The 18,708-nt window shown below is 42.4% G+C and carries 16 protein-coding genes; 3 read left to right on the top strand and 13 right to left on the bottom strand.

Going from position 1 to position 18,708, the window contains the following annotated elements:
- Positions 1 to 18 precede the first annotated feature (18 nt).
- Positions 19 to 1,599, bottom strand: a complete 1,581-nt coding sequence (locus DXB77_RS09930; protein WP_118663142.1) for a spore germination protein — start codon at positions 1,597 to 1,599, stop codon at positions 19 to 21.
- Positions 1,600 to 2,099: 500 nt separating this feature from the next.
- Between DXB77_RS09930 and DXB77_RS09925 the strand changes: the two genes are divergently transcribed.
- Positions 2,100 to 3,161 (top strand): Gfo/Idh/MocA family oxidoreductase, encoded by a 1,062-nt coding sequence (locus DXB77_RS09925; RefSeq protein ID WP_118663141.1) that lies wholly within the window; start codon positions 2,100 to 2,102, stop codon positions 3,159 to 3,161.
- Between the two features lie 110 nt (positions 3,162 to 3,271).
- Here the strand turns inward: DXB77_RS09925 and DXB77_RS09920 are convergent, their stop codons facing one another.
- From DXB77_RS09920 to ileS, 12 genes are all read right to left on the bottom strand, one after another.
- A complete protein-coding gene (locus tag DXB77_RS09920) occupies positions 3,272 to 5,458 on the bottom strand; it encodes a hypothetical protein (protein ID WP_147340243.1) in 2,187 nt (728 codons plus the stop codon).
- Between the two features lie 62 nt (positions 5,459 to 5,520).
- On the bottom strand, positions 5,521 to 6,243 hold the full coding sequence (locus DXB77_RS09915; RefSeq protein ID WP_021944196.1) for an ATP-binding cassette domain-containing protein: 723 nt from the start codon (positions 6,241 to 6,243) through the stop codon (positions 5,521 to 5,523).
- A 16-nt stretch (positions 6,244 to 6,259) separates the two neighbouring features.
- Positions 6,260 to 7,507: a hypothetical protein gene (locus tag DXB77_RS09910; protein ID WP_118663140.1), complete on the bottom strand. Its 1,248-nt coding sequence runs from the start codon at positions 7,505 to 7,507 to the stop codon at positions 6,260 to 6,262.
- Between the two features lie 4 nt (positions 7,508 to 7,511).
- Positions 7,512 to 7,976 carry a hypothetical protein gene (locus tag DXB77_RS09905; RefSeq protein WP_118663139.1) on the bottom strand — a complete coding sequence of 155 codons (465 nt, stop codon included), beginning with the start codon at positions 7,974 to 7,976 and terminating at the stop codon, positions 7,512 to 7,514.
- A 21-nt stretch (positions 7,977 to 7,997) separates the two neighbouring features.
- The gene (locus DXB77_RS09900; protein WP_117822406.1) at positions 7,998 to 8,474 is read right to left on the bottom strand and encodes a hypothetical protein; all 477 of its coding nucleotides are present in this window, start codon (positions 8,472 to 8,474) and stop codon (positions 7,998 to 8,000) included.
- Positions 8,449 to 8,796, bottom strand: a complete 348-nt coding sequence (locus tag DXB77_RS09895) for a PadR family transcriptional regulator (RefSeq protein ID WP_021944192.1) — start codon at positions 8,794 to 8,796, stop codon at positions 8,449 to 8,451. The genes DXB77_RS09900 and DXB77_RS09895 overlap by 26 nt, the downstream gene beginning before the upstream one ends.
- A 211-nt stretch (positions 8,797 to 9,007) precedes the next feature.
- The gene (locus DXB77_RS09890; protein WP_118663138.1) at positions 9,008 to 9,685 is read right to left on the bottom strand and encodes a GntR family transcriptional regulator; all 678 of its coding nucleotides are present in this window, start codon (positions 9,683 to 9,685) and stop codon (positions 9,008 to 9,010) included.
- 59 nt (positions 9,686 to 9,744) lie between these two features.
- A complete protein-coding gene (ispE, locus tag DXB77_RS09885) occupies positions 9,745 to 10,608 on the bottom strand; it encodes a 4-(cytidine 5'-diphospho)-2-C-methyl-D-erythritol kinase (RefSeq protein ID WP_118663137.1) in 864 nt (287 codons plus the stop codon).
- Between the two features lie 5 nt (positions 10,609 to 10,613).
- On the bottom strand, positions 10,614 to 11,177 hold the full coding sequence (locus DXB77_RS09880) for a flavin reductase family protein (RefSeq protein WP_008402380.1): 564 nt from the start codon (positions 11,175 to 11,177) through the stop codon (positions 10,614 to 10,616).
- Between the two features lie 57 nt (positions 11,178 to 11,234).
- The gene (locus DXB77_RS09875; protein WP_117784524.1) at positions 11,235 to 11,525 is read right to left on the bottom strand and encodes a GIY-YIG nuclease family protein; all 291 of its coding nucleotides are present in this window, start codon (positions 11,523 to 11,525) and stop codon (positions 11,235 to 11,237) included.
- Positions 11,526 to 12,102: 577 nt separating this feature from the next.
- Positions 12,103 to 13,821, bottom strand: coding sequence for a sodium:alanine symporter family protein (locus DXB77_RS09870; RefSeq protein ID WP_118663136.1), 1,719 nt, complete (start codon positions 13,819 to 13,821; stop codon positions 12,103 to 12,105).
- A 380-nt stretch (positions 13,822 to 14,201) separates the two neighbouring features.
- Positions 14,202 to 17,372 carry an isoleucine--tRNA ligase gene (ileS, locus tag DXB77_RS09865; RefSeq protein WP_118663135.1) on the bottom strand — a complete coding sequence of 1,057 codons (3,171 nt, stop codon included), beginning with the start codon at positions 17,370 to 17,372 and terminating at the stop codon, positions 14,202 to 14,204.
- Between the two features lie 429 nt (positions 17,373 to 17,801).
- On the opposite strand from ileS, the gene DXB77_RS09860 reads away from it, so the two are divergent.
- Positions 17,802 to 18,122, top strand: coding sequence for a PadR family transcriptional regulator (locus DXB77_RS09860; RefSeq protein ID WP_008402371.1), 321 nt, complete (start codon positions 17,802 to 17,804; stop codon positions 18,120 to 18,122).
- Positions 18,115 to 18,708, top strand: coding sequence for a DUF1700 domain-containing protein (locus tag DXB77_RS09855; protein WP_118483008.1), 594 nt, complete (start codon positions 18,115 to 18,117; stop codon positions 18,706 to 18,708). Before DXB77_RS09860 ends, DXB77_RS09855 begins: the two co-directional genes overlap by 8 nt.

Genomic DNA, 18,708 nt, shown 5'->3' with positions numbered 1-18,708 from the left:
ATTCACACCCATTCATCATTACTTTTTGCGAAGCCTCCTGCGTTCTCTATGGTTCGCCCATGCCGGTCGAAAGACAAATTTTTTGATTGGTTTACGAAGGATAAAATCTTTCATTCCATCCTCTGCATAGCCACAGGTGACGACCGGTGCCATGTACGGAACACCAAAGCTGTTCAGACCGGCAAGATGATAGATCAATAAAAGCATCACCAGAAGGAAGCCATACAATCCAAAAAAAGCCGCCGCCAGTATAGTTAGAAATTTTAAAAGACGGAACACCGACGCAAAAGCTTCATTCGGAATTGCAAAAGAAGCAATCGCTGTCAGAGCAACTACGATCACCACGATCGTACTGACAATCCCTGCTTCCACTGCAGCCTGTCCAACGATCAGACCGCCAACAACGCCGATCGTATTTCCCAGCTGACTCGGCAGACGGATTCCTGCCTCCCGCAGCAATTCAAACAACAACTCCATGATCAAAACCTCTAACACGATCGGGAAAGACAACTGATTTCTTGCAACTGCGATCGCATAGAGAAGTTTATCCGGTATCACCTCCCGGTGATAACAGGTAACTGCTATATAGAAGCCCGGCAGCCCCACCGCGATAAATGCCGCTATATAACGAATGATTCTGGCAAAAGTTGCAACCGGCCAACGGTTATAATAATCATCGGCAGTCTGGAATAATGTATTGATCGTCGCCGGCGCGATCAGAACCTCCGGTGAATTATCAAATACAATTACAACCCTGCCATCTGCCAGTGCCGCCGCCGCTTTATCCGGTCTGGTGGTTGACTGGAACACCGGAAACGGCCGGTACCATTTCTTCTCCATCAGATGTTCCGCCATGCCACTGTCAAATATGGCATCTATCTCATATTCATTCATCCGTTCTTTCACCTGTTCAACCAGCTTCGTCTCTGCAATATCCTCAATATACATGATTCCATACTCGGTTCTGGAACGAACACCGATCGTATTCTGGATCAATTTTAATCTTGTATCTTTAATCCTCCGCCGAATAAGGGCTGTCGATGTACGGATACTTTCATTAAAACTATCCCGCGGACCACGCATTCCACCCTCGGTAGAACTTTCTTCCACCCCACGTACCGGCAGCTTCTTGGAAGACACAACAAACGCCTGATCTGCATCCGATACAAATACCGCTGTGTCTCCTTTTAATATCGAAAACATCACATTTTTAAAGTCATTTTCTGTCTTTATATCCGCCGATTGTGTCTCAAATGAATCCATTGCCTCCCACAGGGAACTGCCATGCTCATGCCGCCACTCCCAGGTCACCGGCTTAATGATCGTATCCTCGATCAGACCATTGTCACATAACCCATCAATGTACACTACATAGATTGCTCCTACCGAAGCGGATGTCTCATCTGCTGATCCGGTGGTATCTTCTGCATACACATCCATTCCGGTTCTTCTTACTGTAAACCGACGTTCCACGATGTCTCCCCAATCAGCAAACAGCGACTTTACCCGGCTGATATTTGCATCTATGTCTTTATCGATCCGGCTGTCTGCACTATAAATTCCGCCTTCCGCATCTCTGTCTTTCCCCAAACGTTCCACCTCCCGCTGCTCCTATGTACATTTATATTTTTTACGACTCTGACCGACTTTCCCCAACCTTATTCCTCCATGATCTAACTATTACTTGTTTTATCTTCTTACTATTTCCAGTATTACCAGCAACTCTCTGAACTATACATAAAATGTTACATTGAATCATGATATAATGAACGCAAAATTATTTGCTTGCAAGGATGCTGATTTTGCGGAATGCATAGAATGTGCGAAGCACATGATATAATGATGAAAAATCGCTTGCTTGCAAGGGTCGATTTTTCGAATGCATTGAACGAGTACGATATAATGATCATTATGATGGGATGCGCTTGCACAAATCCCCAAAAGCTTCTATAGTAATTACATAAAATCATAGAATTGCTCACATATGATGAACCCGGCAATATTCAAATAGCTTCAGTTGCATCAGTACCATATAGAATTTTAAGAAGAAATATAGAAATAATATGACTTCATAAACCACCCAGAAAGGAAACAAAAAAATGATAAAATCAGATAATATATCCGACAACAAAAAACATACAACAGATCCAATTTATAAATCAGACAACAGAAATGCTACGGCAACCCCACACGCCAGATTAGAAAACAGGAAACTACGCCTTGCCATCCTCGGCGCAGGTAGTATCGCCTGCAAGATGGCGGAAACCGTTAACCAGATGCAAGAGGTTGAACTCTATGCTGTAGCAAGCAGAACAGAAGAAAAAGCCAGACAATTTTCAGATACTTATCATGCATCCAGGTGGTATGGCTCTTATGAAGAAATGGTTGCTGATGACGGGATTGATCTTGTCTACGTTGCAACTCCACACTCCCACCATAAAGAGCATACGATGCTGTGTCTGAATCATAACCGGGCTGTTCTGTGTGAAAAAGCATTTGCCGTAAATACAAAAGAAGCCGAAGATATGATCCGGCTTGCAAAAGAAAAGAATATATTACTGGCAGAAGCGATGTGGGTTCGCTATATGCCAATGTCATTTACTTTAAAAGAAATTATAGATTCCGACGTTATCGGAAAAATAACAGGGCTGACCGCAAATCTTGGTTATTCCCTGATGCAGGTAGAACGTCTGATCCGCCCGGAGCTTGCCGGAGGTGCTCTCTTAGATCTTGCACCATATACCTTAAACTTTGCGACCTGGGTGCTTGGCGACAACGTATCAACAATCCACACAACGATGACTCCACACGAAACAGGCGTAGACAAAACAGAATTTATCAACCTGACATACCCGGACGGTGCGATCGCTGGTCTGTTCACAACTATGGAATCAGCCACCGACCGCCGCGGCGTGATCTACGGAACAAAAGGTTACATCGAGGTTGACAATATCAATAATTACGAGGCATTCCGTATATATGAAAATGACCGCCGACTGGTTCAGACGATCAACTGTCCTGCCCAGATCAGCGGCTACGAATATGAAGTGCTCGCCTGTAAGAGAGCACTTGAAAAAGGTCTGACTGAATGTCCGGAAATGCCACATGAACATACTTTATATATCATGCGGCTATTTGACGAGATACGAAAGAGCTGGTAACAGCATACAAAAATCCCACTATAACAGATGATATGCACCTCTTTCACTGATTGTCCAATAAAAAGGGGACATCTATCATCTGTCACAGTGGGATCTCTTTAAATATTCATTTATCTAAGCAGCATATTGCCTGATAATAGCTGAACCAACGGATAATACTTTGCTGCAGTAAATCCTGACAGGTACAGCAGCAATGGCAAAAGCGCAACGGCTGCCGCACAGAATATCGCACCATTTGTGCTCCTGATCAGCTTTCCAACTAGAACATAGAGTACAGTCAGTACCAGAATCGTGATCAACCGAATTCCAGATACCAGCAGGAAATATCCGGTAATACTGGTTGATATGCCAACCTGTTCCAGACACGGAAGAGACTGTGCCAGATATTTTCCTCCTGCCAGCCCAATTTCTCTTTTCACCCACATAAGTTCAGGCAGATAAACGATCATGTATACAACAAGAATAATAAGCAGCATCCGAAATGCCTTGATCACATGAAGTTTCCTGTAATTCTCTGTAATATCAATAATGCCATTGATCTTATATCTGTAATCCTCCAGATACAGAAATGCAGTTGTAAGCATCAGTACAACGATTACCTTCGCTGCATTCATCACGTCATCCTTATAGTCTTTGCTTCCGGCAAGGATATTCCAGCCTCTGGCATAGACAAATCCTATCCGTTCCAGTACAGCAGGATCGGCTTCCGAAACCTGTGACGTGATTCCACATTGCTGCTTAATATAATCCACATATTCCAGACAGCGAAAGAAACTCTCCTCATTTGCAAGCTGCTTATTCATCTCATCCCATTTATCATTATACTCTTTTTCAGTTATCTTCCCTGCAGCGTAGTCCCGGTCAACCCGATCTTCTTCTTCGTGAAGTTTTTCGTACCATTCTTCCTCTGAGGCTATATAATCCAGCTTTTCCTGTGTAACCACACCTTCAATCTGACTGATATAATATTGGTATGCATATTCATTTGCACTCCACCGTACAGATTTGTTCTGATAAATGTACACCTGAAATCCAACCAACAGAAAAATAACAAATATCATCTTATATCCCAACCATAACTTATAGCCTTCCAGTCTCCATACTGAGGAAAATATCCTGCGGGATTTTGTACCTTTTTTTCGTAATCGTATACGACTCTCCCGATAATCACTGCTTCCCTCCAGATAGATTACCGACGATATGATAAGAAATCCTGCCAACAACACTGCACAGATAATACAGTCCAGATAGATTGCAGGCTCTGCATGAGATATCAGATTATAATTCTCATATTGAAAAAATCTGGTTGTATCCAGCATTGAAAAAATAGAGAATCGATATAAAAATGTCAGATTCAGTTTCTCTCCCAATACGGAAAACAGCAATTCTACAAACATGGCAACCGCCGACCATACACACAACATAACTTCATTTGAAGAAACAACTGCAAATGTAAATAATGCTGCAAGGATCACTGCAAAGATCAGAATCTTTACCAAACAGACAAGAACAACAAATGTACTGATCCTGCAGGAAAAGCCATATCCAATATAATCCATCAGGCTCTGTACCGGTGCTGACAGATCTACAGCTCCAAACTTCCATTCGGCAATCAAAATATTACTTAAGAATACTCCCGCCACAAATAATGCCATATAGACAAATGCTGCCGCATACTTAGACAACAATAAACGACTGTCTCCATTCCACGTTGTCTTATACAGATTTGCCAGACCATTCTTCTTATCCCGCAGCACCAGTTCCAGCACCAGAACAACCAGCAGGAAAAATATCAGAACATAACTTCCGGTAAAATTCAATGCCTTACAGATTCCATATCCGCCAACAAAGGATGCTTCTGTTCCCACAAGTCTTTCAAAATCCCTCTTTGTCCGTTCCAGATTACTGATCGAGAACTTTGTCTGAAATATGGAAATCGACTGATTCATCTCTGCATCTTCTATAACCTTCTGCAGATATTCGTCATACGTTGTGCTTGCCATATATTCATCAAACAACTGTTTATATGTCTCTGATTCCGGATCTTCCATATACATATCCATAATGGAATCCGGATCTGTCCGAAGCCTTGCATACTGTGTACTATCCACCTCATCAGTAGCAAAGGCTACGATCAACAGGCCCACATTCATAACTAAAAACAACAAAAAACATAATATTAATTTCCGGTTATATAAAATAGCCCGTATTTCATTTATAAAAAATCGAAAAAATCCACCTCTTCGTCCGGAATGACTGATGGTAGCAGCTTTTTCCATTTGTTTTGATCTACTCATATCGTCCTCCATTTCCACAGGCAGCCACTTTCTCTATCCGGAAATGACCAACCTGCAAAAAGCTACTCTCCAAATATACTTAAATATACATCTTCCAGATCCGGATTCTCTTTATCCGTGATTCTTCCGGTCAGGATCTCTGGTGCTGCCATCTCGATCAACACACCTTTTTTCAGCAGCATGATCTGACTTGCTATATCCTCAATATCCTGAACAACATGAGTAGCAATCAAAATAATCTTCCCTGCAGAATTATCATGAATCAGATTCCGTACATGGATCCTCTCCTTCGGATCCAGTCCTGCTGTTGGCTCATCAAAAATAATGATCTTTGAATCCCCAAGAAATGCCTGCGCGATCAGCAGTCTCTGCTTCATACCGCCGGAATATGTTCCGACCTTTCGATCCAGTACATCAAGAAGATTTACCTTTGATGCGTATTTCTCGATCTCATCATTCAGTACTTTTTTCTCTACTCCTTTCAACAATCCCATATATGCAAGGAACATCCGTCCGGTATAAAACGGATAGATCGCCTGCTGCTGTGGCATATAACCGATCAGCCGCTGATATTCCCGTTTCAGGGTATGAATATCTGTTCCATCCAGATAAATTTCTCCTGCTGTCGGTTTGATATTTCTTGTAATCAACTTCATCAAGGTACTTTTTCCTGCACCATTGGGCCCCAACAATCCATAAATTTCCTCTGAGAATGTCATGGAAAAATCATCAAGCGCCGTTGTATTCTTATATTCTTTCGAGATATGCTCCAGTTTTAATTCCATATCCTCATCCCCTTTATCACTCTTCCGGCCATTTCACCCAGTCAAATGCTTCCACAGTATTCTGATCTGCATTCTCCAGTTTTGTAAAATATGTATCCCGGAATTCTGTCCATCCTGTCACCGTCTGTTCACTCTGATCCGATGTGATTACATCTCCTGGCTTCATACCAGTATAATCATGTCCATCTATATATATCTTGTCACTTGATTCATCCAAGCCATAAATATCGGATATATAAGTTCCTTCTTCTGTAAAACAGGTATTTGCCAGATAAACAGTTCCTGTATCACATTGATAAAAAAACTTATTGTAATCTGTATTAATTGCATACAAGTATCGATCCATACAATAAATATCTCCATCTACAATCCGAAAAATTTCTTTCTGATTCTGCAAGTCTGCATCACACGAATATATCACAGTCCATTCTACACCATTATCCAATTCCTTCGTTTCTATATAAATGCCACTTGCAGTACTGATTATATTAAAGGATTTCCCATATTCTGTATTTAAATTATCTGCAACAATTTCATCTTTATGGGTTTCTATATTATATGTAAGCAGTATAGTGTGCCTGTTTCTCTGGCTATCTTTATAACCATATGTCAGATAAATTTTTTCTTTGTTTTTATTATTTAATATATGAAGTGTTGAATTGTCATGTTCTGCATCTCCTTCATAACTTAACAATACTCGTAACCGCCTCCATCTCAGATCATATGAATACAACGTGCAATCAAGCTGATATTGATTCAATTTAAATCCATCATGATATTTCCATGTAGTAAAATATAATATTCCATCTATCATTTCCATATCAAAAACAGCGCCTTCATCTGCCGAATACAGAATACTCACTTTGCTTCCATCCTTTTCTACTTCACGAATCTGTACAGCCCCTTTATATACGGCATCATCCTCATCATTAATTGTTACCTCAGAATCAAATTCACTTATATATAGTTTATCTTCATAATAAAGCATACTAGATCCCAGTCCAAATATATACGCATTACAGTTTTCTGTATTATGCTTGCAATTAGCTTTATTGCAAACCACTACCGATTTTCCCGTCTTTGAATCCAAAAAATAAAGAACATTTCTTTTTATATAATACATACCATCATCCGCAAAAGCTCTTAATGAAGAATATTCCACTTCATCTGGATATTTTTTTATTTTTCGTGAGACAATATATCCCAACCCTAAAATCAAACCGACACATAAAACAATGCAAATAATACGCACTACTTTCTTCATTTTCTTACATCTCCTTTTTTCTTTTTTGTTTTATAAAATGCCAGATAACATTTCCTACACATATAATAAAACCTATCGATTCAAGCACTACTTTCACTACCTCTGCACCTACATTTATTCCATAGGCTACTCCAACGCCCGTGTTAGGTGATGTCCGTATTATTATATAATTGTATCCCCTATACAGTATCCTACATTCCGTAAACAACAGATATCCCACCACGATTCCGATCAATATCCAGATCACAGCAAGCGCCCATTCTTTCGTTCGCTTTCTCATTCCGAGATCTTCATATTCCTGAATAATGTCTGAGGCTTCTCCTAGTTCTGCGATTGCTTCCTCTATGGTTTCTCCTTCTGCCAGTTTATCATCTAATGATCGTCCCAGATCCTTTACCATCTGTATCCGTTCCTTTAATGGTGCATGCAGATGCATGAATATCTTCATAAGATATTTCTTCTTTTTCATTTCTTTTGTTCCCCTTTTTATTTATAGCTCATTATCTTTTTTCTTTGCTTTTCTTCGTCTTTTATAATGATAGATCACATTTCCCATGCAAATACAAAAACCTATGCTTTCCACAATCACTTTGCCCCACGTTCCCCCTGCCTTTGGTCTAAAATCAATCCACTCATATCCTGTCGGTGCTATATACTGATTGATCTCATGATATCCGGTATATAATGTATATCCGTCAATCACCAACAGAACACCAAGACAGATTCCAACCAGGATCCAGAGCATCATCCATACATACTCCTTTGTCTGCTGCCGCATACCGATATCGTTATACTCTTCTGTCAGTGCGGAAGCTTCACCAAGCTCCTCAAACACTTCATCGATCGTCATGCCCGAGTCCAATTTATCATCTATAGATCGTCTTATCTCTTTTACAAACTGCATCCGCTGTCCAAATGGTGCATGCAGTAAAATAAATATTTTAATCAGATATATGTTTTTTCTCAAAGCCTCGTACCATTCCTTCTATCTGCGCCCAGCAACTCCACTGTTCTTCCAATAGAAGCTTCCCTTCTTCTGTAATCTTATAGAATTTCTTTGGTTTTCCATTCTCGGATGCCATCACCCATTCACTAACGATCGCACCATCTTCTTCTAATCTGTGCAGGATCGGATACAGTGTTCCTTCTTTGATATCCATTCCGGCAACACATCGTGCATTAAAACGATTGACAATGTTATAACCATAATCCTTTTCATCTGCTATGATCTGCAGGATAAGCATGGGAAGTATGCCTTTTTTAAACTGATTTATACTTTGATTTGCCATAATTTCTCTTCCTATTATTTTATACCTAGTAATACCAAGTATATGGCATACATATGTATTTGTCAATTTATTTTACACGCTTGATGTATTCAGAACACCTCTACTATAACAGATTGTTCCTGAAAAAACTGCAAAATGAACCGAGTGGTCAAAAACAGGGAGTGAACGGTAAATTTCTTACTGTCCACTCCCTGTTTTTGACCACTCAGTCTTATATAGTATCCTGTTTCTGTTTGATATTCTGAATCACGATCTGCTCCTGATCGTAAATATGCTGATGCATAACTGCTTTTGCTTTCTCTACATCTCCATGCAATATCGCCTCCGTGATCTCATCATGCTCACGGAGCAGTTTGCCATGATATCCGGTATCCCGCACATATTCCACACGGTATCGGTACACCTGTTCTCCGTAGTTCTTGGTAAGACTCACAAGTCTTGGATTGTTGCTTAATTCACAGATTGTTTCATGAAAGGCAACATCTGTATCTACGATATCCGACACACGACCGGAACGGACTGCCTCACGGAAATTCTCACAGGCTTCTCTTAATCTGAGCCTGCCTTCTTCATCAATCCGCTTGCAGGCAAGTTCGACTGCCAGTTCTTCCAGACTCAGGCGGATCTCCAATGCATCCCGGAGATCCTTCTCCGTGATACGGGCAACCTCTGCACCTTTCCTTGGAACCATCACGACTAAGCCCTCTAATTCCAGCATCCGGATTGCTTCACGCACCGGAGTCCGGCTGACACCCAGACGTTTTGCAAGTGCCACTTCTAACAACCGTTCGCCCGGTTCAAATTCTCCATGTACGATGGCATCCCGCAACGCTTCAAATACAACCTCCCGAAGCGGAAGATACTCATCCATATTTAACTTCAACTCCATAAGTTACCCCATTTCTCTCTATTTCTTCTGCAGAACAACTCCCTCTGTCCTGGCTGATCTTACACATTATATGGCTGTGTGACAAATACCTGCTTTGCCAGCTTCCGGCTGCGGATCGCATCTGCCGCTTTCTCCGCTTTTTCCTTCTCTGTAAATATACCAAATACAGTCGGACCGCTTCCACTCATAAGTGAATTCATCGCACCACATTCTTTCATGCAGGCTTTGATCTCCGCAATAACCGGATACCGAACTTGTGTTACTGTCTCTAACACATTCTCCATACGTTCCGTGATGCCCTGCAGGCTATGTTCTTCCAGTGCCATCACCATGCCGTCTATATCCGGATGTTCTTTTAATTCATTTGCATGCAGGTTCTCATATACCATCTTCGTCGATACAGCGATTGGCGGCTTTGCCAGCAGAATATAACAATCCGGCATCGGTGCAAGTGCCGTCAGCTTCTCACCGATTCCTTCTGATAATGCAGTTCCTTTCATGATACAATATGGAACATCTGCCCCAAGCTTCACACCATATTCCATCAGCTTATGTTTCGGAATCTGAAGATCAAAGATCTTATTCATTCCGATCAGCGCAGCAGCGGCATCAGCACTTCCTCCTGCCATACCGGCTGCAACCGGAAGCTCTTTCTGAAGAAATACCCGGATTCCACGCGTGATCTGATATTCCTGTTTCAACATCCGACATGCTTTATATACCAGATTATCTTCATTTACCGGAAGCTCGTCCGCATTTGTGCTGAGAACGATCACATCCTCATCCACTGTCTCAAATGTCATTGTGTCATGTAATTTTACTGTCTGCATGATCATCTTTACTTCATGATAACCGTCCGGTCTTCTTCTGAGCACGTCCAGCCCCAGATTTACTTTACCATATGCCTGTAATTCTATCTTCATGTTTCTTATTTTTTCCTCACTGAATATCCAAATTTGCCAAGTTTCTTTCCAAGTTTAAAGTATTCTCCATGGGAATATGCCACCAGTCCAAGCTGGTTAAGCTCGAATTTGCCATTTTCATTCATGTATGCTTCATCCACCTGTACGCCTGTCACCTCTGCCAGGAACATATGATGACTTCCAAGCGGGATCACTTCTTTTACCTTACATTCGATATTGACCGGACTCTCCGCGATACCCGGTGTGGCAACTGTAAGTCCCGGACAGGTATGAAGTCCTGTTGCCTTGAATTTGTCAATATCACGTCCACTCTTTACGCCACAATAATCGGTCGCAAATGTCAGCTTCTCAGTCACCAGATTGATCACAAATTCTCCACTGGCTTTTATAATATCATAAGAATAGCGTTCCGGTCTAACAGATATTGAAACCATCGCCGGAGAACTGCAAACTGTTCCCGCCCATGCGATCGTGATAATATTCGGTTGTCCGCCTTCCCGCTTACATGTTACCATAACTGCCGGTACCGGGTACAGCATATTTCCCGGTTTCCATAATTGTCTTCCCATCTATAACCTCCTGGTGTTCGACTTTTATTTTCTCAATTCTTATATTTTATACTATTTTCATGGCTTCTGTATACTATCTGATTGAAAATTTCTGATTAATTCTTCTTTCCGGCTCCGGCTCATCTGTTTGATATGCCACTCTCTGCTCATTGCTTCCTCCGGAGTCTCTGATTCCTCATAATAAACAAGGACAACAGGGCGCCGGCTTCTGGTATACTTGGCGCCCCCTCGTCCTTCATTATGTGCTTTCATCCGCTTTTCCAGATTATTCGTCCATCCGGTGTAATACGTTCCGTCCTTACATCGGACTATATAAGTATAGTTGTGTTTTTCTTCTGTCGTACTCATTGTGTTCTTACCCACATGTTTTCTTTTTTATCCAAAGCCGATATTGACTTTCTATGTATCCGGGTATGCCGCCGGAGTTTCTCCGGCAGCTTCCCCCTGAACTCATTTTTGAATCCATTATAATAAAGCAGACAGATCCCGGTACTTCATCAGTAAATCTCGCATCTTCATGCGCTCTCATATCCGGCTATGCTTCACATTCCGGCATCTTCCTCTCATTATTCCGTCTGCGCGTTTACTATAATTATACTCATAAACTGTCATTTTGCTACTAAAAAATGAAAGATACATCATTATTATGACGCAAAACCTGTCTGTAGGTTTTTGAATCAAAATGGAAAATACATTACATATTATTTCGCAAGTCGTTTGCACTCTATTTCAACGCAACGGTGCTAAGCTCCTCGCCTGTGGCGACTCACTAAGAACCGGCGTTGAAAAAGGCTTGCTACATAATAGTAATGCTATTTCCCATTTTTGCTTTATATATCAATACATAAACAGGTTTTGCTTCATCTTAATAATGTATCTTTTATCTTTCATTTTTGTTCCAAAGACTTACCGGCAGGTCGACTATTTACGCACGCTTCTTTGCTGCTTTTTCTTCTGCGAGTACTTTCTGGAATTCCCGCATATCCGTTGCGATCTCTTTGCTTAACAGAAGCAGGCAGATCAGGTTCGGAATCGCCATCAGTGCATTTGCGATATCCGAGAAGTTCCATGCCAGATCCAGCGAAGTCGTCGCACCGATGTATACTACAAGAGAGAATATGATACGATAGATCATGTTGTATTTGTGGGAATGGAACAGGTATTCAAAGGCTTTCTCTCCATGATACTCCCAACCAAGAATTGTGGAGAATGCAAATAATGCAATACCTATCGTTACCAGCCATGCTCCTGCCTTACCCAGAACTGTCTCAAATGCTTTGATCGTCAGCGCCGATCCTGTATAGGCTTCTTCATAATAATATGTACCATCTTCATCAAAAATATAAGCATTGCAGCCAGAGGTCCATGCACCTGTGATCGCGCCATTCTCATAAACTGCTTCCAGACTATCCGGCTGATGCTGAAGTTTTGCAAATGCTTCACTATCGGAAGCGTCTGCATATGGTGTCAGAACGATATCCTCTGCTCCACCGGACAAAGTCAATGTTCCATCTTGGTATGTAACGGTATATTCTGTCGTCACCAGCTTACTCTTTTCTTCATGTGTCAGAGCCAGTGTATCTTCGGCCTCAGAGGTGATCGCATATGAACCTTCCGTCGTTGTTGATGTCTTGCCGATCACACCGGAGCTTGCGATTACCAGACCAGTGATCGTACATACAACAATCGTATCCCAGAAGGTTCCTGTCATGTTGATATATCCCTGACGAACCGGGTTATCTGTTGTAGCTGCTGCTGCGGTGATCGCTGCTGATCCCATACCTGCTTCATTTGAGAAACAACCACGGGCAACACCAAACCGCATTGCATTTGTCATGGATGCAACTACGGTACCAAGCACACCGCCGGATACGGATTTCATGGAAAATGCCATTGTGAAGATCTCGCGCAGGCCTTCCGGCACATTCGATATATTTCCGATAATTACTATAAGTCCTGCAAGTACATAGAAGATTGCCATAAACGGAACAACGATCGCTGAAATCTTTGATATGGATTTGATACCACCGATAATGATCATTAAGGCAAGGATCGTAAGGATTACACCGATGATAATCGGATTGATATGAAAGGTCTCATTCATGGAGGATGCGATCGAGTTCGCCTGTGTCATATTTCCGATACCAAAGGATGCAACAACCGCAAAGAATGCAAACAGCCAACCGAGCACACTTCCGAATCTTTTGTGTTTCAATGCTTTCTTCATCGTATACATCGGGCCGCCGGAGATCTCTCCTTTGGCATTTACCTCACGGTATTTGATCGCCAGCATACATTCTGAAAATTTCGATGTGATTCCGAACAACGCCGAGATCCACATCCAGACCAGAGCACCCGGACCACCGGATACCATTGCTGTCGCCACACCTACGATATTTCCGGTTCCGATCGTTGCGGCAAGTGCTGTCGTCAGTGCCGAGAATGGGGATACATCACCGGTTCCTCTGTTCTTTGTTCTTGCTTCTTTACTAAGTGTGCTCTTGATCGCATATCCGAGATTCCTCCACGGCAGGAATCGCGTCCGTATCGTCAGAAAGATACCGGTTCCTACGAGAAGCACCAGCATCACCGGTCCCCACACAAATGAATCAACTGCACTTACAATCTGATTGAGTTTTTCCATACCCATCGCCTCCATATTCATTCATAGTCAATTACACAACATCTACTGTTTGATGTTATATTTGAATGTTTTTGACATTACCAACCAGGGAACGCTTCCGCTCGTTTCGTTCTGCAGCGGTACTAAGATGCCGCTTATGCGCCATCAAGTACCGGCGAACTCAAATGTCCCTGTTTTGGTAAGTCAAAACATTCAAATAAATATCATTTCTACTCCTTGTTGTGTAATTGACAACTTCATTAACGAGAAAAAGGTGCAGGGAAGTTGCTATCTCTAGTACTTCCTTGCACCTTTTAATATGTTATCTATAATACAGACGCTTTCCGAAAAAAGCAAGTATAAATTTGCTTTTTTCGGCATCGGTCAACGCCCTGTATTATTTATGCGTTTTTCTTTACACCAAGTGTTACCTTCTCGCCATTAATGTTCCATTCCTTGGAATAGCCATCTACACTTCCGGTTACCAGTGCATCTGCCATAACGTCTGACTTGATGCTGTCAGCATTTGCATTCATAAGTCCGGTTGCCTTGTCGCTTCCCTCTGCATAGACTGTAATCTTGTCCATTACTTCGAAGCCGGCTTCCTTTCTCATGGTCTGGATTTTGGATACGATCTCTCTGACAAATCCTTCCTCTAAGAGTTCTTCTGTCAGATTTGTATCGATAACAACTGTTACCGCACCGTCTGCCTCTGTAACGTAGCCTTCGGTCTGTGCGATATCGATCAGCAGATCTTCCTCTGCCAGAGATACCTCTGTGCCGTTTACGTCAAATGTCAGAGCACCCTTTTCCTTCAGTTCTGCCATAGCTGCATTTCCGTCAACGGATGACAGATATGCCTTGATTCCGCCTAACTGCTTGCCGTACTTTGGTCCTACGGTACGAAGCTGCGGCTTGAATGTGTAAGAACTGAAGCTTGCGATATCCTCTGTAAATACTACGTTCTTGATGTTCAGCTCGTCTTTGACGATCGCTGTCTCATCCTCTGTCAGCTCTTTTGCTGCCTTTACATACATGGTTCCGATCGGCTGTCTGTTCTTGATATTTGCAGTATTTCTGGCTGCACGTCCAAGAACAACAATCTTTAAGATCTCATCCATAGCTGCCTCAAGATCTGTGTCAATCATCTTCTCCTCTACCTTCGGGAACTCGCACAGATGAACAGATAATGGAGCATCCTTATCAATGCTTCTTACCAGATTCTGATAAATATCCTCTGCCATAAACGGAATCAGCGGAGCTGCTGTCATGGAGATCGTAACAAGGGCTGTATACAGTGTCATGTAGGCATTTACCTTATCCTGCTCCATACCCTTTGCCCAGTATCTCTCACGTCCACGACGAACATACCAGTTAGAAAGGTCATCTACGAACTCCTCTAATACTCTGGTTGTCTCAGGGATCTTGTATGCTGCAAGGTTCGCGTCAACAGCCTTTACGGTTGAGTTCAGCTTTGATAATAACCATTTATCCATCAGTGACAGCTTCTCGTAATCCAGCTCATGCTCAAGTGGATTGAAGTTGTCGATATTTGCATATAATACATAGAATGCGTAAGTGTTCCATAAGGTTCCGAGGAACTTTCTCTGGCACTCGATAACCGCATCTTCATGGAAACGGTTTGGAAGCCATGGAGCAGAGTTGCTGTAGAAATACCACCGGATCGCGTCTGCACCGTATTTGTTCAGTGCATCCATCGGATCTACTGCATTTCCCTTGGACTTACTCATCTTCTGTCCATCCTTATCCTGTACATGTCCGAGGACAATTACATTCTTGAATGGAGCCTTGTCAAATAACAGAGTAGAGATCGCCATCAGAGAATAGAACCATCCTCTTGTCTGGTCAACTGCCTCGCTGATGAAGTCAGCAGGGAAGTGCTTTTCGAAGATGTCTGCATTCTCGAACGGATAATGCCACTGTGCAAATGGCATGGAACCTGAATCGAACCAGCAGTCGATAACTTCAGATACTCTGTGCATCTGCTTACCACACTCCGGACATTTGATCGTTACAGCGTCGATGAACGGACGGTGCAGCTCGATCTCATCCGGGCAGTTGTCGCTCATGCTCTTTAATTCTTCGATCGAACCGATCGCATGACGGCATCCGCATTCACATTCCCAGATATTTAACGGAGTTCCCCAATAACGGTTACGGGAAAGTCCCCAATCCTGTACATTCTTTAACCAGTCACCGAAACGTCCCTTACCAATGCTCTCAGGGATCCAGTTTACGGTGTCGTTATTCTTAACCAACTTATCTCTGACTGCTGTCATCTTGATAAACCAGGTATCTCTTGCATAGTAGATCAGCGGAGTATCACATCTCCAGCAGTGTGGATATTCATGCTCGAACTTTGGTGCGTCGAACAGAAGTCCTTCTTTGTCAAGGTCAACCAATACCTTTGGATCTGCATCCTTTACGAAGATTCCTGCATAAGGGGTTTCCTCTGTCAGATCACCCTTGCCATCTACGAACTGTACAAATGGAAGATCGTACTTTCTTCCTACATTTGCGTCGTCCTCACCAAATGCAGGTGCGATATGAACGATACCTGTACCATCTGTCATAGTTACATAAGAATCACATGTGATGTAGTGACCCTTCTTATGCTGCTTCTCGCATACAGGCTTTACGCACTCATATAATGGTTCGTACTCTTTGTATTCCAGATCTTTTCCTTTGTATGTCTCCAGAACTTCATATGCAGGTACAGCAGGTGTATCGTCTGTAGCCTCCTTTGCAAGGGAACCGAGTACCTTGTCTGCCAGTGCTTCTGCCAGATAATAAGTATATCCGTCTGCTGCCTTTACTTTGACATAAGTCTCATCCGGATTTACACAGAGGGCTACGTTTGATGGAAGTGTCCAAGGTGTAGTTGTCCATGCAAGGAAATATGCATCTTCGTCGATAACCTTGAATCTTACAACTGCGGAACGTTCCTTTACAGTCTTATAACCCTGTGCTACTTCGTGGCTTGACAGTGGAGTTCCGCAACGCGGACAATATGGCACGATCTTGAAGCCTTTGTATAAAAGTCCCTGATCCCAGATCTTCTTCAGTGCCCACCACTCGGACTCGATGAAATCATTGTGGTATGTTACATATGGATCATCCATATCTGCCCAGAATCCTACCTTGCCGGAGAATTCTTCCCACATACCTTTGTATTTCCATACGGATTCTTTACATTTCTGAATAAATGGCTCCAGACCGTATTCCTCAATCTGCTCTTTGCCATCGATTCCTAAAAGTTTCTCAACTTCCAACTCTACAGGAAGGCCGTGTGTATCCCATCCTGCCTTTCTTACTACGTTATGGCCCTTCATTGTCTGATATCTTGGAATCATATCCTTGATAACTCGTGTAAGCACATGGCCGATATGTGGCTTACCGTTTGCTGTTGGGGGTCCATCATAAAATGTGTAAGTCGGAAGATCCTTTGTTTCTTCCACACTCTTCTCAAATACCTGATTTTCTTTCCAGAAATCCAGAACCTTCTGTTCTCTGTCTACGAAATTCAATTTGGTCGATACTTTTTCGTACATGTTGTTCTTCCTTTCTTTTTATTCAATGTATGCAAAATATTATTAGACAAACTTTTCTATAAAGTAAAAAAAGCCGCCGCCGCAAAAAGGACGAAGGCTTAAAGTTCTCGTTATACCACCTATTACTTGCATACTAACATATGTGCTTCCCGTAACGAGGGAATGACGTCAGAGCCTACTGGCTGTCGTTTTCGGTCTGAAGCTTAAGAGTGATCTTCCATCATCTTCTACTCGCACCGGTCTTGCACCATCTCCGGCTCGCTCTGCCTTTCAAACATGATCTACTGTCTCTGTCATCGCTTTTCTTCTTATTTTTATCAACCTTGAGTATAGCAACCATGAGCATTCTTGTCAAATTATTTTTTACAAAATACCTCTTGACATATTATACTATACGTCATATAGTATAGTGCATAAGGAGGTATACATATGGATATTCAATTAAAACGCGGTATGCTGGATGTCTGTGTACTGGCTGCGATCAAGGATGAAGATTCTTATGGATATCAGATCATCAAGGATATGAAACCCTTTGTAACGATATCGGAATCTACATTGTATCCGATCCTGCGAAGACTGGAAGCCGGCGCATTCCTCACCGTTCGCTCCGTAGAACACAACGGACGGCTTCGGAAATACTATCATATTACCGATGCAGGCAAAGCACGAATCGAGGAATTTAAAGAAGAATGGAAAGAACTTGAATCTATATATCGTTTTATTATCAGAGAGGAGAATGACAATGACTAAACAGGAATATTTGTCAGCGATCCGGGGAAAGATCCGGAAAATGCCGGCAGACGATATTAATAAATTTATGGATTATTATAGTGAAATGATCGATGACCGTATGGAAGATGGCCTGTCGGAGGAAGAAGCGGTTGCCGATATGGATGCCCCGGACGATGTCGTTGATCAGATCCTGGCAGATATGCCACTGACGAAACTTGTGAAAGAAAAAATCAAACCATCCCACCGATTAAAGGCATGGGAGATCATTTTGCTGATTCTTGGTTCTCCTATATGGGCTCCGCTGTTACTGACCGCGATCGTTCTGGTCATTGCCATGGCGGTTGTCATTTTGGCACTTCTCCTGTCCTTCTATGTAATCGTACTCTCGATGGCAGTTGCAGGTATCGCCGGGCTGCTGGGAGTTATTCCATTTTTTGTTACACAGAATGTTCCGGCTGCCCTTTTCATGCTTGGAGCTGCATTTGCCGGAATCGGACTTGCGATCCTGTTCATCGTAGCCGTAAAGCCTGTTACGATCGGCATTTTCAAGCTGTACAAGGCATCCGTCAATGGAATTAAGAGAATGTTTGTAAAGGAGAGATAA

Source organism: Clostridium sp. OM05-9 (assembly GCF_003481465.1).
In the GTDB taxonomy this organism is placed as follows: Bacteria; Bacillota; Clostridia; order Lachnospirales; family Lachnospiraceae; genus Coprococcus; species Coprococcus ammoniilyticus.
Note: the sequence above shows the minus strand (reverse complement) of the source record. Positions and strands in the feature narration are given on the sequence as shown.

Excerpts from the sequence above, each read along its gene's own strand:
- DXB77_RS09925 (WP_118663141.1), top strand. The coding sequence starts at position 2,100 with ATGATAAAATCAGATAATATATCCGACAACAAAAAACATACAACAGAT.
- DXB77_RS09920 (WP_147340243.1), bottom strand. The coding sequence starts at position 5,458 with ATGAGTAGATCAAAACAAATGGAAAAAGCTGCTACCATCAGTCATTCC.
- DXB77_RS09915 (WP_021944196.1), bottom strand. The coding sequence starts at position 6,243 with ATGGAATTAAAACTGGAGCATATCTCGAAAGAATATAAGAATACAACG.
- DXB77_RS09910 (WP_118663140.1), bottom strand. The coding sequence starts at position 7,507 with ATGAAGAAAGTAGTGCGTATTATTTGCATTGTTTTATGTGTCGGTTTG.
- DXB77_RS09905 (WP_118663139.1), bottom strand. The coding sequence starts at position 7,976 with ATGAAAAAGAAGAAATATCTTATGAAGATATTCATGCATCTGCATGCA.
- DXB77_RS09895 (WP_021944192.1), bottom strand. The coding sequence starts at position 8,796 with ATGGCAAATCAAAGTATAAATCAGTTTAAAAAAGGCATACTTCCCATG.
- DXB77_RS09890 (WP_118663138.1), bottom strand. The coding sequence starts at position 9,685 with ATGGAGTTGAAGTTAAATATGGATGAGTATCTTCCGCTTCGGGAGGTT.
- ispE (WP_118663137.1), bottom strand. The coding sequence starts at position 10,608 with ATGAAGATAGAATTACAGGCATATGGTAAAGTAAATCTGGGGCTGGAC.
- DXB77_RS09880 (WP_008402380.1), bottom strand. The coding sequence starts at position 11,177 with ATGGGAAGACAATTATGGAAACCGGGAAATATGCTGTACCCGGTACCG.
- DXB77_RS09875 (WP_117784524.1), bottom strand. The coding sequence starts at position 11,525 with ATGAGTACGACAGAAGAAAAACACAACTATACTTATATAGTCCGATGT.
- DXB77_RS09870 (WP_118663136.1), bottom strand. The coding sequence starts at position 13,821 with ATGGAAAAACTCAATCAGATTGTAAGTGCAGTTGATTCATTTGTGTGG.
- ileS (WP_118663135.1), bottom strand. The coding sequence starts at position 17,372 with ATGTACGAAAAAGTATCGACCAAATTGAATTTCGTAGACAGAGAACAG.
- DXB77_RS09860 (WP_008402371.1), top strand. The coding sequence starts at position 17,802 with ATGGATATTCAATTAAAACGCGGTATGCTGGATGTCTGTGTACTGGCT.
- DXB77_RS09855 (WP_118483008.1), top strand. The coding sequence starts at position 18,115 with ATGACTAAACAGGAATATTTGTCAGCGATCCGGGGAAAGATCCGGAAA.